Source organism: Ralstonia sp. ASV6 (assembly GCF_016429285.1).
In the GTDB taxonomy this organism is placed as follows: Bacteria; Pseudomonadota; Gammaproteobacteria; order Burkholderiales; family Burkholderiaceae; genus Ralstonia; species Ralstonia flaminis.
The window spans coordinates 41,556-56,217 of the sequence record NZ_JAELUI010000012.1 but is presented as its reverse complement, the minus strand read 5'-3'; the positions used below and the strand labels follow the sequence as shown (position 1 = coordinate 56,217).

Sequence of the window (14,662 nt, the reverse complement as noted above, 5' to 3'; positions counted from 1 at the left end):
CGGGGACGGTGTAACGGCGCGCGTTCTGTGGCGGATGCCACCCGCTCTCCCCTCGCCCGCTTGCGAGCGACGTGAAACTGCCGTAGGTGAATCCGGCCGTGGTTCCAGCGTCCGCATCGTTCGGGCGGGTGCCGCACCCACACCGCCAACGCCCTCCACTCTCAATCGCGGGAGAGTGGCCACCCCGAACCGAAGACCCGGCCGGATCGACAACCTCTGCAGCGCATCACGAACAGCATCGGTTGTCGCAGGCAACGACATCGCCCAATTGCCGGCATCCGCAATGTTGGTCGGCTCCCCAAGCCTGCACAGCCAGTAGGCAAACAGGTCACCCTCAGCGGTGGTGTCAACGGAGCGCAACCCCGGCTCTGCGGCCCATTGCAGAGTGGTCTCCCACAGCCATGCCTTCTGCAGCCGGTTGATCGTCGCGCGGTCGGATGGTGCTGGGCGTATCGTGCACGCTGCGATTGCCCGTGGCAGCCATTGCCAGCGTTCCAGTGCCGCTTGCCAGTGCGTCAGGCACTCATGGCCCTTTGCCGCATCAATCAATACGAGCAGTTCCAGCTTTCGCGTTATGGTCCAGTGCCGCGCAACGTGCACGCGCCAAGCGCGGCGGCGAACGCGGGGAAGCAGCGCGGCGTGCAGGCGGTCCGGCGTCCTCAGCAGGGTGGCCCATGCCGCAGCGGAGCCAGGACTGGCAGCGCCGTCCAGCCAACGCGCAAGCAGACGTGACTGTGGAGGCAGAGACGCGCTTGTCGCTCCCACCATATGTGCCGCCTCCGCTGGCGTGCCGTCTCCCGCCAGCTCACTGCGCCACATGTCACGGCTGGCCGCGAAGTGCGCGACGCCAAGTCCATCCGGCTGCGCCTCGACAAAGCGGCGCAAGCGTGCGCGCCAGCGTGCAAACAGTGCCGATGGCGGCACCGCACGACTTTGGGCCGCCAGTTCCCGCATGGCCCGCACATAGCGCTCAGATAGCGTGGGACCTAGCGAAGCGACGCTGACCTCGTTTGTGGACCGCGTCATCTCGTGTGCAGACAACGACGACGGCGGCGTGCGATCCGCCTGCCGCACGGCGCCGGTTCGCTGCTGACCGCCTACCGTTTGCCGTAGCCTTTCGGCAGCATCGTCCGCCTCGTCAATCTCCATCGTGTACGCGCCAATACCGTTGTGTTCACCTTGCGACAAGCGGCTCGCTCCGGTCTTGGCCGCACGCCGTTCGCGCACTTGCCCGCCTTGCGATATGACTGTGGCTGGCGTCTGCCCGCGCCACTCAGCCAACGCCCGGCTCCAGAGCAACCGCCAGCCACGAGGATCGCGCGGCATCTGACCGCCGAGCAGCCATTCGCGCAGGCAGTAGTCGGCAAGCCACGCCTGCAGCGCCGACAAGCCCGCCTTCCGCCCACCGCCCGGCTGCTCTCCACCGGCCAGCGCCGCCAACGCGAACTGCCGTAGCGATTCCGCCCAGCTCGCGCCGGCAGCAGCCGGTGATTCACCAACTACGCGCACATTGGCGGCAGTCGCCTGCATGACCTCCCACACCGTCTCGGCACCCAGCCTTTCAAACCAGGCCTGCCGCGACTGATGGCGCAGTCCTTCCACGCGCAGTCGCGCCCGCACGCGCTCTGCATCATGCAAGCGCATGCCTCGCAGCAGTGCGCGGAGCGCCGGTGCGTCCAGCGGATGGCGTCCGTCCAGTGCCGTGCAGATGCGCTGCCAATCCGTATCCAATCGTGTTGAGGGATCAGTGCCCGCGGCATCCGAGGAGAACAGCGAAGGCTCTGCAGATGACAACAACGTGCCGTTGCCATCCGTCTCACGCGGCATCGTCGTCATGGCATCCGCGCCTTCGGTCGCATCGCTGTGCTGCCCGGAAGTCGATGCCACGACATCAAGCACGCCCAGCAGCAAGCGCTGCCCGAACTCCTTGCCCTCGCCCACCTGCGGCCGCCAAGTGCCAAAACCACCGCGCCCCAACTGCATCGCCAGCGCAGGCCCCAACTCGCGCTGCAGCCGGCGCAACGCGTCCGCGCCCAGGCTGCCGGCATGCTCCGCCCACAGCACACGGAATCCGGCCACACGCCACCGCTGCCGCAGTTGCCGGACCTGATAGGCCGAGAGGCGTCCCCTTGCCTGCAGCGGCGCCAGCAATTGCGCATCGAGACTGTCGAGACTGTCGGCCAGTTCACGGTGCCTGACCGCGAGCAACGCCTGCAGCCCCTCGCAGGGCGCGATCTGGCTGAGCCGGGCCTCCACGTAGTCGGCCGGCTGCAGCTGCCGCAGCCGGGTCCATAGTGCGGCTCCGGTGCGCCGCGCCAGCCGTGCGAGCCACGCTGACAGCTCGCGCCCCGCCAGCGTGCTTCGTGCCCACGGCAGGTGGCCGTGCTGGAGGTAGTACAGAAAATGCTCGAGCGCGTGGTCGTCTGCAGACAGCACGCCAGCCGGCCGCGTGCGCCCCTGTTCATGCCTGGCACGCCAGAGCGTGTTCCACAGTTGGTGCTCCAGCACCTCAGACCACTGTGCGAAGCTGCCATCCGCCTGCATCGGTCCGGTGTCGATCTCTAGGCTGTCCAACTGCCATACCTCGCCGGGCGGCGAGAGTCGCGAGAACACCCGCTCGATCGTCCGCAGCCCCGGCCCGTTCAGGAATGCGCTGAGCCTCGCCTGGTGCGCGTGCGCGTGTTCACGGTCCGACATACCGCGACTGTTCCACTGCAGGGTTTCGATGGCGTGCCGCATGCCGGCGGCACCTTGCTGGAGAGGCGTCGTCATGTACGTTCCCCATCATGGTGCGCATCTGGGTCGTGGAGTTGTCCGCGCAACGTCGCGGCACACGCGTCGAGATGTCCGGCCAGCCTGCCGCGCTCCGTCGCATCGGCGCCGGCCGGTGCTCGCGCGAGTGCCACGCGGGCGTGGAGCCAAGCTTCGAACGCTTGCTCGAAGCGCGCGAGGCTGGCCGTATCGAGCCACAGCACCCTCGGCGCGATATGCGCCGGACAGCTGCGTGCGATGGTCTCCTCGGCCAGATCGCGAAAGCTGCGGTCAGCGCCGCGTGCGGTCCAGCCAGGCAGGATCACGCTGATCCTGTTCGGGTAGAACTCCGGCAGTGTGTCGGTCTTGTTGACCTTATTGCCCTCTCCAGCGGTCTCGCCCTGCGGCCGCAGGAGGATGTGCTCGACGAGATGCAGCCCCTCGGCCTCGCGCTGCACATGGCAGGCAAACGCATGCAGGTACATGGCGGGGGCAAGCACGCCGTCCGCCCCGCCGCGCACCGCCAGCGGCCACCAGCGGCCTTGCTCGTCCGGCCCCAGCCAGAGCGGGTGCTCTGCGTCAGAAGCCACGCGGCGGTAACGCTCGGCATACGCCGCGCATCGCAGTAACGCGGCAGGAAACGCCTTCAGGTCAAGCCCTGTGTAGTAGTGCCCAAGGCGTGCCGCCACGCGCCCTACGCTTCGATCGTCGTCGTAGTGCGCCTGGATGCGTGCGCGCGACGCGTCCCACATCGTCAGCGCCTCGGCATCGTCGGGCAACCGCGCGCGCAATCCCGGCCCAGCCTGTTCGTCCAGCGCCATACCGTACGCAGCGAGACCACCACCGAGCAGACGACTGTGTGCCTGCGCAAAGCCAAGCAGCAGGCTCACGCGCTCCTGCAACGGCGCCGTGTTTCCCTTGCGGCCGAGCGAGGGCTTGCCGTAATCGAAGCCGCCGGCACGATCGCGCGTGTGGCGCACAACGCGTTGCGCAAGGCGCCGCTTGCAGTCGTACAGGTGCGCCTGCCATTGGTCCGCGTCGTAATAGCAGCCAAAGCCCTGGATGCTGTGCTGGCCCCAGCTCTCGCCGTGCAGTGCCAGCAGCAGGTCGAGCACGCGCGAGCGGCGCTCCAGTACGTTGTCGCTGTTCGTCACTGCGCCCGCTGGCGCCTGCGCGGCATCGAGCGGTGCCCACCAGTAGCTCTGCACGGGTTTCGCTTCGAGGCTGAACAGTTGCCGCAGGTGCAGCGACTGCGCATCGCCATGTGCGATCCACTGCTCAAGCAGCGCAAGGTATGCGCTGAAGCGCGCAGCATCGTCAGCCGGCGCCCGCGGCACGGCATGCATGTCCCGATAGAGCGGCGGCAGGTGATGCCAGATGGAGTAGTACGGCGCATCCGGCAAGTAATGTCCCATTGGCCGGGCCAGCAGGACTTCTGCGGCCCGGTGCACCTGGGTGGCAGCCCGCGGCACATCAGCCGATTGCATTGCCATGCGTTCGTCGGCAAGCCGCGCCAGCAGAGCTGCTTCGTCGATCGGCAGCAGGCTGCCGCGCCGCGTTACCTGCCAGTCGGCCAGCGCATCGTGGCTGTCCGGCCAGCGCAACTGCAGCGCCCAATCCGGGCCATGCCAGGCGAGGCTGTCGGCGGTACCACCAGCAGCATCCTCCGTGGCGAGCAGGTCGAGCCGCAGTGTGCTGATCTCGGCGATGCCGGCAATCTCGCTCAGCTCGCGAGCCAGGTCGCTGAAGTAGAGCTGGCTGGCCGGATCGCGCTGCAGATCGGCGGCATCGATCCAGCCGTAGCGCACAGCCGGCCCCTCGAATTGCCCGGCGGGGTCGAGCGCACGACCCTGCGCATCACGCTGGTCCAGCCGCGCACGCAACGGCTGGCGCGGCGGCGCGCCACTGATTAGTGCAGCACAGCGCTGGACGAGTTCGACCAGAATATCGCCTGCGTCACGCGTGCCATCCACGGACAGATGAACCCGCAGCGCACACCACCGTGGCTGCAGCACCAGCGGCGCCCCAGCCAGGTCTTCACAGAGGTTGCGCTGCGCGCGATAGGCCCGTGCCGCCGCGTCGGCGGCAGCGGCCTCCTGGCCCGCGTGCGCTCGCAGGGCCATGTGCCACCGGCCGTCTGCGCCGGGCATCCGCATGCGCAGATGGCGCACTGTGGGCACGCAATCGAGCAGATAGCGCAACAAGTCTGCCTCCGTACCGGGCCGACACGGCAGCGCTTCCTCTGCGCCGTGCAGTGCGTGGCGCCGGTAGTGGATACGCCCGTCCGCCTCGGTCAGCAGGTCAGCCACATCGGCTTCGGCGCCGAACACAGATTCGGTCAGCGCATAGCAAAGCGCTTCGAGCAGCGTAACGCCGGGGTCGTGGTGGTTGTAGTCGGTCCACAACTCGCCGGAAAGCGCCTGCGCCAGCGCAATGCCGCGTCGGCGCAGGTCGACGAAGCCATGCGCTGGGTCATCGAGCAGCCGCGGGATAGATGCCGACTCGGCCTCGCCAGCCGGGGCGGTGTGCTCAGCAAACGCATCCGCGAGGGACAACCGCCGGTTCATGGCTGCCCCTCACTCATGTGGGGATCGAACCACAACTGCGTCAACTGCGCCTGGATGCGCACGCCGGTACCAAAGTCACAGCCGGTGCGGATTTGCAGGCGATAGCTGGCATTGCGCCCGCTGGTGCCATCCCAGCGCAGCAGCAGGCGGTCGCAGCGCCGGCTGTAGTAGCCGTGCGTGGCCCGGATGCCGCGTTTGCGGTTGAACAGGTTCAGGAGCCCGAGTGTCGGGTTGTAGGTGTTGACTGCGATGGCATGCATCAGCCCAAAACGTCCTTCCCCACGGTGGCCAGCGCCCGCCACGACCTCGAAGGCCTGACAACCTTCCAGCGCGTCCGTCAGGTCCTGCCACTTGCCGTTGGCGAGTAGCGGCACTTCCACTGCACGTGCATGGGCCCCCTGCCGCCCGCTGCTGCGCACTACGCCGGCCACATCCAACGCCACCCGCGGCGACTCGGTGCCGATGCCAACGCGGCGCTCCTGGTCCAGGCATAGCAACGCAGGCGCAGCGCTCCCGGTGTTCGCACCCGATGGCGCGCCAGGCTGCGCTGCATCACTGGGTGGTGTGCGGCCGTGCACCAGCAGCGCATCGCGGGCGCCGCCGAGCTCGAAATGCCAAGCCGGTGTCTCAGGCTCCTGCTCGCGGAAAAAGCTGACCAGCGCATCGTGCCCCTGCGGCGAGTACACCTCGAAGCCATGCTCGACCGTCTTGCGAAAGCCCTCGTCGCTCATGTTGAGCATCGAGTCGATCAGGTCGGCGAAATGGTCCTCATTGGGCAGCGCGCCATCGCGGAAGTAGCGCTTGAGGGATTCTCGGCTCCGGCTCGTCATCTCGTTCCTGCAGCAGGTTTGTCCGGCTGCGGCCGGCCCACAATGAAAGTCCCGCCCACCTCGAGCCGGTCGATGCCAGTCGTCACAGGGGCGAGGATGCGCGAATCGTCCTGCAACTCAAGCAGGTGCTGGCGCGTCGGTAGCACCAGGCTCCACGGCTGTGCCGGCAGCACCATTTCCGATCCCGCACCATTGGCACGCATCGCCGTGTCGTGCAGTGCATAGAACTGCTGGTCGTTGCGAATGATGTGCAGCAGCGATAGCCGCCCGACAGCCGTCACGCTGGGCTGGGCACGTAGAAAGGCCTCCAGCGCGTCGCCGCGTACCCTCCAGTTGAAATCCGCGCCCAGACCCGTGGTGTGCCACGGCGACAGGTACTCGACGAGCGCCTGATTGAGCCGTCGCAGCGTCGCCCCCGGGTGGCTGCCTGTAGCAAGCTGCAGCGAACAGCGCACCTGCACGCGCTCATACGCCGCGTTGCGCACCAGCACGCTTGCGCCCGGCGGCGCGCAGGCCTGGATGTAACGCCGCATGGCGTCAAGCGAAGCGGCATCCAGGCGTGGCCCCTCGGTACTGCTGAACAGTTCCCCCGCGTGCGGATACGGCACGACCACCAGCAGCACGTGGCCCGGCAAGCTGGCAAGCCTCCGGTGCTGCAGGCCGTTGCCGTCACCGAGTGTGGCCTGATGGTGTGCAAAGCACTTGACTTTGTAGACGGCCGGGAAGGCATCAAGCAGCAGGCGTTCGTAGTCCCACGTGGTGATGGCACGCGCTTTGTGGCGCAGCCGTTCGGCGCCGCGCAGGCGCAGCGCCTCGGGCGGGTCGGCGGGGCGGCCACCTTCGGACGGCCCCACCTGCAGCACGCGGCGCAGCCCCGGCACGCTCCGCGCCGGCGCCTGAATCACGCCGGGCGGCAGCGGCTCGCTCATCGCTTCGTTGCCGGCTTCGTTGCCACCAGCCGCTGCCTGCAGGCAGCGCGTGGCACTGATCGCATTTGCGTGCACGCCGTAGAGCCCGGCTAACTGCGCAAAGCCCCAGTCGGCAGACAGGCGCAGCCAGTACGCAGGCTCCGGAAGCGCGCCGCGTTCGGTGCGCATGCCGGCCGGCAGATTCAGTTGCACGATGCCCGAGCGCAGCAGCCCCTGCGTGCTGTCGGCCAGTTGCTGGTGCGGCTCCAATTGCCGCCAGCCGTCTTCACGCCAGACGGACCAATGCAGCACCGGCGGCGCGTCGATCCAGCGCTCAGCAGCCTCTTCCTTTCGCAGGTGGAAGAACAGGTTCAGCGCGCCCTGTGGATCGCCGCCGGACAGGCCGATATACAGACAGCCATCGTTCGGATGGCGCGGCAGCAGCGTCGGGTGCTGGCCGACACGATTGCGCTGCACCGGCAACACACCGAACGCATTCAGGTGATACACACCCTGGCGCAGGCCGTCGGCGCCGGACGCGCCGTCGCCCGTCAGCAACAGATCCTGAGTGGCCTGGTAGTTCACCGTCAGGCTTTCCAGCGTCGGGGTATAGGGCTCGCGCGGCAAAGCACCGGCACGCTTGAGCCGCGCGTTGCGGGTCAGCGCGGCGGCAAGCAGCGTCGGATACGCTGCGTGGCCAAAGGCGCCTTCCGGCTCGGCCAGGTCGAAACGGAAGAATCCGTTGCGCGTGCTCAGTCCAAACACGAAAGGCCGACCGGACGGGCGCGGCGGCGTTGCGCGATGCAGGCGGCGCAGTTCCGTCGCCGGAAACCGCAGGCGCTGGCCGGCCGCAATATGCATGTCGTTGTCCGTGCCCGCGAACAGCGGCAAAGGCTCGCCCTCGCCCGCCTGCCATTGACCATCCACCAGCACCTGGGCGCGCAACCGGAATGCGCCTGTGTGCCAGTCACCCGGGTAGCCCGCGTAGTGCGTCGTGAAACCGCCGGGCCGCGTCGGCAGGCCAGCCCAACGCAGGCGCGCCTGCAGCGCTGTCAGCGGCTTGCAGGCCAACTCCGGGCTGCCGAGGATCAGGTAGCTTCCCGTTGACGGCATCGGGCCGAACGGTTGGAACGGCCGGGACGGATCAAGACGGCCAAGCTGGTTGTAGAGCACCACGTCGCGCAGGTCATGCACGAAAACCGAGAGATTGATCTCCAGCAGTGGGTACTGCTGCAGCATGCTGTAGGCATACATGCGCGTCTGCGTCCGCAGCCCCAACTGCAGCACGGCCTGCGCGGGCCATTGCGCGCCGTGCACCGCGGCGTCGCACGGCACCACGGCGGGCTCTTCCGGCCCCAGCCTCACGACCAACTCGATGCCGCCGCCGCGCGGTGATGTGCCGCCGGCTGGCGACCGCCGGCATATGAACACCTTGTCGACCGTCAGCCAACCCTCCTGCGTGCTAAGCCGCGCCTCCCACACACCCGCGAAGACACGCCCGAAGATCAACGCACGATCCGGCAGCGCCGCCGCCTCGTCATGATTGCGTGGCGGATAGATCAGTACCAGCGGGTCGTCGATCTCGACCCGGCGGCCGGCGCCTTGTCCGGGCAATGTGGCCGCATGCGCGCGCAGCGCAGCAATATCCACCGCGCGCAGTGCTTCCTCGCCCGCCACCAACCAAACCGCGAACAGGCGACCCAGGCGTTCAGCAAACACAGCGGCGTTGTCGCAGGCAAGGCAGGCCGCCAGCAGGAAGCTCAACTGCACATCGGCCTCGAACTCGGGGGAACGCTGCCATGCGGCCTGCGCCAGCGCAGCGGCATCGGGCGCCGACGCAACCGACCCTGAGCGCGGGCGCGGCGGGAAGTGCTGCGCTTCGAATGCCGCGTAGCGCGCATAGACCTGCGCCAGCCACTCCGGCGTGCGCGCACTGGCTGGCGCACGCAGCGCGTTCTGCAGCCAGCCATCGTCGTCGGATGGGTGCGCGAACTGCATGCGGATGCGCACCTCGCGCCGCCCCTCCTTCAGCCGCAGCAGCGGTGAGGCCAGCGCGATGCCAAGTTGGGCATCCTGCGCATGCGAGGCCGATCCGCGCGCGCGGCCACCAAGCAGCGGCCACCATGCGGGGCGCGCCGCATAGGCGGCTTCCGGCGCTTGCAGCGGCAGCTTCTCGACCTTCACGCTTGTCGCGTACTCAAACTCGCGCTCGGGCGAGATCAGCGGATTGCGCTCCACGCGCAGCGTATAGAGCGCCGCCACGCGCGTGTCGGTCACTTCCAGCGGGCCGTCCGCCGCAAACGCGATCGGACGGCCTGCGACATCCTTACCGCCGACAAACTGCGTGCCCGTCTCGATCTGCACCGCCCCGTCAAAGCGCGGCTCACGCTCCAGCAGAAGGAACACGCGATCGGGCGATGCGGCGCGCGGCTGCAGCCGCAGCACATCACGATAGTAGAAGTCGATCAGCCGCTCGGGAAAGCGGTTGAGCGGCGCACGACTGTACTGGACCAGCGCATGCGCCGCCAGCAACAGACCCATCGCCGGATCATGACGACCGCTTTTCAGACTCTCGTCGAGCGCCGCCCTCGCCAGCGGCTGCAGCTTCTCGATCGCCAACGTCAGCGCAAGCCAGCTGCGCCGCAACCATTGGCGGCGCACTGGCGCGTTGCCGAGCGGCAAATCCTGCGTGCCGGCCGCTTGCGGTGTGTACCGGGCCCAGGCTGGATGCAGCGTACCGCCGCCATGGCCGAACGCGCGTACACCGGGTGCAAGCATCCCTGCCAGCCCTTGCTCCAGTTGCGTGAGCAACGCCTGGCCCAACGCGCGCGCAGCCTCCGGCCCCGCGTCGCTCAGTTGCTGGCACCACCCGTCAAAACTGCGCACGAGCCGCCAGACCCGTTGCCACAGCGCGGCCTCACCTTCGCGCTCGAGCGCGGCGAGAAACTCCTGCTGCAGCCGTTCCAGCGGAAACGCGGCAAGCTCGGCCAGCACGATGGCCTCGTCGCGACGCAGCACGTTGTCCCAGTGGCCGCCTGTGCCCTGCTCACCGCCTTCGCTGAAGCGCAGGTCGCCCGCCTGCGCCAGTGTCAGCGCCAACCGCTGCGCAAGACTCAGTTCGTCCGGCAGCACATAGCCGGGCCGCAGTGCATCGGCCAACCGCTGGTCTTGTCGCGTACCGTATCCCATGCCGCCCCGTTTGCTCAGTAGCCGTCAACCGGCTGGGTGGCCTGGTCGAGGTAGAGGGGATAGACGAGGTTGTGGCGCGTATTGGTGGTCCGCACGATGTAGTCGATCCGGATGTCGAGACGGCCCTCAAGGGGATCAATCAACGCCGTGTCGATACGCTCGACCAGGATGCGCGGCTCGAAAAACAAGATCGCCTTGCGGATCATCTCCTTGAGTTCAGTCACCGTGCTCTCGGAGAGCGTATCGAACACGACACGGCGCAGGGGACATCCGTAGGCCGGCAACATCACGCGCTCGCCGGGGTTGGTGCCAAACAGGATGCGTAGGCTCTCTTCGATGTCTTCCACGCCGGCCACCATGCCGGTCTGCCCACTGCGCGGGTCGAAGCGCAGCGGAAACTGCCAGCCGCGGCCAAGGAACGGGCTGGAACGCATCGTCATCCCCCGATCAATACCGTGGGCAGGCCCATGACCACGCTACCGCCGTGCGCGGTGGCATCGCCCACGCGTGCGGCTGGTCGACCACCGATCAGCACCGTGCTGGAGCCCTGCACGATCACGTCGGGCGGCCCGACGCAGACCGCGTTATCACCGACCACGGCTGCGGGCAGGCTGCCAATCAGCACGGTAGGCACGCCGGGGCCCACCACCGGACCACCAACGTGCGGCACAGGCGGCAACCCTGGTGTCTGCATCGGGCACGTGTGCATGTCAGTCAAGCGCGCAGCGGGGGGCATCGAATGGCACTCCTAGTTGATCTAGTTGATCATGACCACACCGCCCCGGACCGTCGTCTGCCCGGACGCAGACAGCTCGGCAGTGGCGGCACCCTTGCCGGTAAAGCCGGCCTGGGCCTCGCAGCCAATGTTGATGGCGCTGGCCTTGATGTCGACCTGCGCAGAGATTTCGATCGACGCCGCGGCCTTGAGCTGGATGTTTCCCTTCGCGTTGGCCGTGATGTCGTAGGGGCTGTCGAGTGCGATGCCGCTGCCCGACAACTTCATGCTGTTGCCGTTCTGGTCCTGGACGAGGATCGACTTGTCTTTGTCGTCGAGCACCACCTTGTTGTTGCCGGGTGTGGTGATGGTCACGATCTTGTCTTTCTCGTTGAACTCGATCTTGTGTTGTGCCCGCGTGACAATCGCCTTGGTGTCGTTCTCCGCCGCAATCGCGTAAGGCGGTGTGTGCCCGGCGCTATAGAGCGAGCCAAGCACGACCGGGTGGCTGGGATCGTCGTTCAGGTAGCCAACGATGACCTCATCGCCCACTTCGGGAAGGAAGAACATGCCGAAGGTATTGGACGCGTAGCCCTGCACGAGCCGTGCCCAGAGGCCCTCGGTCTGCGCCTGCATCACCGGCAGTGCCACCTGGATACGCTGCGCGTTCTGTGGATCGCCGTCGAGCTTCTTCACAACGCCGATCTGCAGCCCGCCCACGCCGGGCAGAAGACCAGACGCCAGCGGTGCCGCCACGTCGTCGCGCATCATGTGCCAGCGCGGGTCCAGCCCGAATTCGACATCGGCAAACCACTGGCCGCCGGCCATCGTATGCTCAACGGCGCTGACGAACACGTTGCCCTGAAAACGTAAGCCCACCCCGCTGGCCGCAACCAGCGCGCCCGGCACCACAAGGGCGTTGCCCTGGCAGCGCAACCGGCCGCGAATGCGTGCCAGCGTCGCTTTCAACTGCAAGGCCTTTGCCCAGGTGGTCAACGTGGACTGTTCCTGCGTGGTGGCCGTCTGCAACCGCATTACATCTGGGCCTGCCACAGCCGCCAGCGCCGCCGGCTTCAGGTTGCCTTGCGCATTGAGCGTGCCCGGCGCCGCAGCCTCACCCACCACAACCTGCTGCTGTGCGGGATCCCACGCCACGGCCTGCGCCGACTTGAACTGCTGGCGCGCGTCGATCTCTGCGTCGAATTCGTACAGATTGCTGCCCCAGGTGACCGTCACCACGGCATCGCCATCCGCCGTTGGCGATTGCACGTTCACGGTGCCCGCATCCACATTGACGAGCATGCCGTTGACCTCGGCGCGCGCGAGCAGGAAATCCCAATCGCTGCAGTAGTACTGCACAAGCTCGTCGTGCTGCTGCGTCGTGCTCGCCACGTTTGCCGTCAGCCCATGCGTGCCAATCAGCGCCGACAGGATGTCGCTGTCCTTCTGCTGGACGTAGTTGGCGTTGTTGCGGCCGATGGTCATCCGGGTGGTCTTGTCGCGGCACTCAACGACGAGGCGCGATTCATTCTGCCCCTCGATCCTGATGCCGTAGCGCACGACGATGCCGCTGAAGAGCTGCGCCGAATCGCTGCCAAAGCCGGCCGAGATGGTGACAACAGCGCCTGGCTCAAAGGCCGACGTGTCCGCATACTCAAACTTGCCGGTGGTCATGTCGCCGTCCTGGATCACCAGTTCGGCCCACGGAATGCGGTTGAAGGCCCGGCGCACGGTCACCGTCATCAGCGGCAGGTTCTTCAGGACTTTGCCGTTGCTGTTGACGGTGACGTTCAGTACGCCATCGGTGTCGACCGTTGGTGACGTTGCCATGGGCTACTCCAGCGGCGGAAAGTGCAACACCATGCCCGGCGGCAACGCGCGGAAGTGGCGCAAGCCGTTGAAGCGCGCGACCTCGGCGTAATAGCGGCCGTCACCGTAGATCTGCTCGCAGAGCAGCGGCAGCGTGTCGCCGGCGCGCACCGTCACGACGTGGCTCAGGTCGGGCGAGCTGGCGTCCGCCTCCAGCTGGGCCTCCTTGCTGCTCCGGTACGAATCAAAGGCGAGCGCAGCGGTGGCGCGCAACGGAATGCCGCTCGGGCGGAACAGCGTGTAGTCGGTTGTGAAGCTCGTCAGGCGTCCAGTGAAGATGAGCTGACCCCAGAGGATCTGCACGATGCTCGGTTGGTGCGATACGCCCTTGTACTCGTAGATGACCTTGGCCAACGACGCCAACTGCTCCTCCACCTCCTGCTGTGGCACACCGGTCGGGCGCGGGATCACACCCGTGCCGTCGAATATGGCCGAGAAGGACAGCTTGCCCGGCTGCATGTGGCTGTACTGGCGGCCCGAGCCGGTGTCACCCAGTGGCTTCTCCTGCGTGAAGCACGTGCTGCGCTCATGCTTGAACTGCGACGGGTTGATCTGCAACGAGATCGACTTACCAGGAACGGGCGAAATGCGCCCTTTCTCGTCCTGGCAGGCAGATATCTTCAGGGGCGTGAGGTCGGCGCCAGACAGCGGCATCTAGCGCTCCCGAAGCCGATCGAGCTGCGCGTGCAGTTGCCGCAGCTGCGCGCGCTGCGCACGGTGGCCGGCGGCCGCCTTCTCGTCGTCAACGCAGCAAGACTCCTGTTTCGGCGTTTGCTGGTCCTTGCTCTGGGCCCCGTCCAACTCCGAGCGGATCACCATCTGGCGGACTTCGATCGTCATCGCTCACAGCTCCCGGACGCAGTTGAGATAGGCCATCTCGATCGTCTCGATTACCACGTTGTTCTTCGTCGCGTTGAACTCGTCGACGCCCCAGCGCACCGGATACGCCGACTGGAACGTCCAGCCACGGATCTTGTCGCCCTCCTCATCCAGCAGATAGACGCTCACGTCCATCGGCGTGACCGGCTGGGCCAGCCCGCCGCTCATCACGGCCTTGCACCAGCGCATCAGTGGCGATCGGATGTCGGCCACGCCGCGTTTGAGCACCAGCTTCTCCTGGCGGACGCCCTTGGGCAGCTTGTAGATGAAGCGATTCTCGCCACCGCACTGCACGTCTTCGGTCTCCATGACCTGGTCCATGCCGGAGACCTCCTGAAACGAGGCATCCACACCGGTGGCGATGTTGCTGAACCCGACCACGAACGAGAACGACACCGGCATGAAGTCGGTACTGCTGCCGGTGCCATAGTGCGTCGATTTCCGCATGCGTGCGAACCCGCGGCGGGGCCTCAGCTGTTGGCGATCGTCAGGCCTTCGTGGGCGATCTCGATGGTCTCGACCGCCACTTCGTTGCCCTGCGCCTTCAGGTCCGTACCGGTGATCTTGGCCGGCCACGCATTGGCGAGCGTCCAGACCATCGTTGGGCTACCCGACTCATCAAGCAGGCTGATGGTGATCGGCACGCGCTTGATCGTGTTCATCTTGATCTGGTTGAACCAGTCCCAGAACTTGTTGTCGGCCTTGAACACGCCCTTCTTCATGGTCACGTTGCCGTACTTCTTGAGCCCGGGCATCTTGACGGTGGAAAACACCGGGTTGTCGCCGCTGCGGTACTCGATTTGCTGCGCCTCCACGTCCAGTCCCGAAACCTCCTCGAACGACATCACCGTGGAGTCCCACTTCACCTGGAAGTGGAACTTGGGAATGGGCCATACATTCTTCGACTGTGCCGAACCATCGTCTGCCATGACGATCTCCTTGTTTACGCAATCA

At 66.7% G+C, this 14,662-nt stretch carries 11 protein-coding genes; all 11 read right to left on the bottom strand.

The features are described 5' to 3' along the window. Window positions 1-2,772: contractile injection system tape measure protein (locus JHD73_RS03760; protein WP_199027898.1), on the bottom strand; the 2,772-nt coding region annotated here is incomplete at its 3' end. Beyond that, window positions 2,769-5,318: a hypothetical protein gene (locus JHD73_RS03755; RefSeq protein WP_199027896.1), complete on the bottom strand. Its 2,550-nt coding sequence runs from the start codon at window positions 5,316-5,318 to the stop codon at window positions 2,769-2,771. The genes JHD73_RS03755 and JHD73_RS03760, both read right to left, overlap by 4 nt. After that, a complete protein-coding gene (locus JHD73_RS03750) occupies window positions 5,315-6,148 on the bottom strand; it encodes a hypothetical protein (RefSeq protein WP_199027894.1) in 834 nt (277 codons plus the stop codon). Before JHD73_RS03750 ends, JHD73_RS03755 begins: the two co-directional genes overlap by 4 nt. Beyond that, window positions 6,145-10,245 carry a baseplate J/gp47 family protein gene (locus tag JHD73_RS03745; protein WP_199027892.1) on the bottom strand — a complete coding sequence of 1,367 codons (4,101 nt, stop codon included), beginning with the start codon at window positions 10,243-10,245 and terminating at the stop codon, window positions 6,145-6,147. Before JHD73_RS03745 ends, JHD73_RS03750 begins: the two co-directional genes overlap by 4 nt. Before the next feature lie 14 nt (window positions 10,246-10,259). Further along, window positions 10,260-10,685, bottom strand: coding sequence for a GPW/gp25 family protein (locus tag JHD73_RS03740; protein ID WP_199027890.1), 426 nt, complete (start codon window positions 10,683-10,685; stop codon window positions 10,260-10,262). Next, window positions 10,682-10,981 carry a PAAR domain-containing protein gene (locus tag JHD73_RS03735; RefSeq protein ID WP_199027888.1) on the bottom strand — a complete coding sequence of 100 codons (300 nt, stop codon included), beginning with the start codon at window positions 10,979-10,981 and terminating at the stop codon, window positions 10,682-10,684. Before JHD73_RS03735 ends, JHD73_RS03740 begins: the two co-directional genes overlap by 4 nt. A 21-nt stretch (window positions 10,982-11,002) precedes the next feature. Beyond that, on the bottom strand, window positions 11,003-12,790 hold the full coding sequence (gene vgrG, locus JHD73_RS03730; protein ID WP_199027886.1) for a type VI secretion system tip protein VgrG: 1,788 nt from the start codon (window positions 12,788-12,790) through the stop codon (window positions 11,003-11,005). Between the two features lie 3 nt (window positions 12,791-12,793). Next, the gene (locus JHD73_RS03725) at window positions 12,794-13,483 is read right to left on the bottom strand and encodes a peptidoglycan-binding protein (RefSeq protein WP_199027884.1); all 690 of its coding nucleotides are present in this window, start codon (window positions 13,481-13,483) and stop codon (window positions 12,794-12,796) included. Then, on the bottom strand, window positions 13,484-13,669 hold the full coding sequence (locus tag JHD73_RS03720) for a hypothetical protein (protein ID WP_199027882.1): 186 nt from the start codon (window positions 13,667-13,669) through the stop codon (window positions 13,484-13,486). Between the two features lie 3 nt (window positions 13,670-13,672). Further along, complete coding sequence (locus JHD73_RS03715; RefSeq protein ID WP_199027880.1) at window positions 13,673-14,155, bottom strand: phage tail protein; 483 nt, start codon at window positions 14,153-14,155, stop codon at window positions 13,673-13,675. A gap of 23 nt (window positions 14,156-14,178) precedes the next feature. Next, window positions 14,179-14,637: a phage tail protein gene (locus JHD73_RS03710; protein ID WP_199027877.1), complete on the bottom strand. Its 459-nt coding sequence runs from the start codon at window positions 14,635-14,637 to the stop codon at window positions 14,179-14,181. Window positions 14,638-14,662 lie beyond the last annotated feature (25 nt).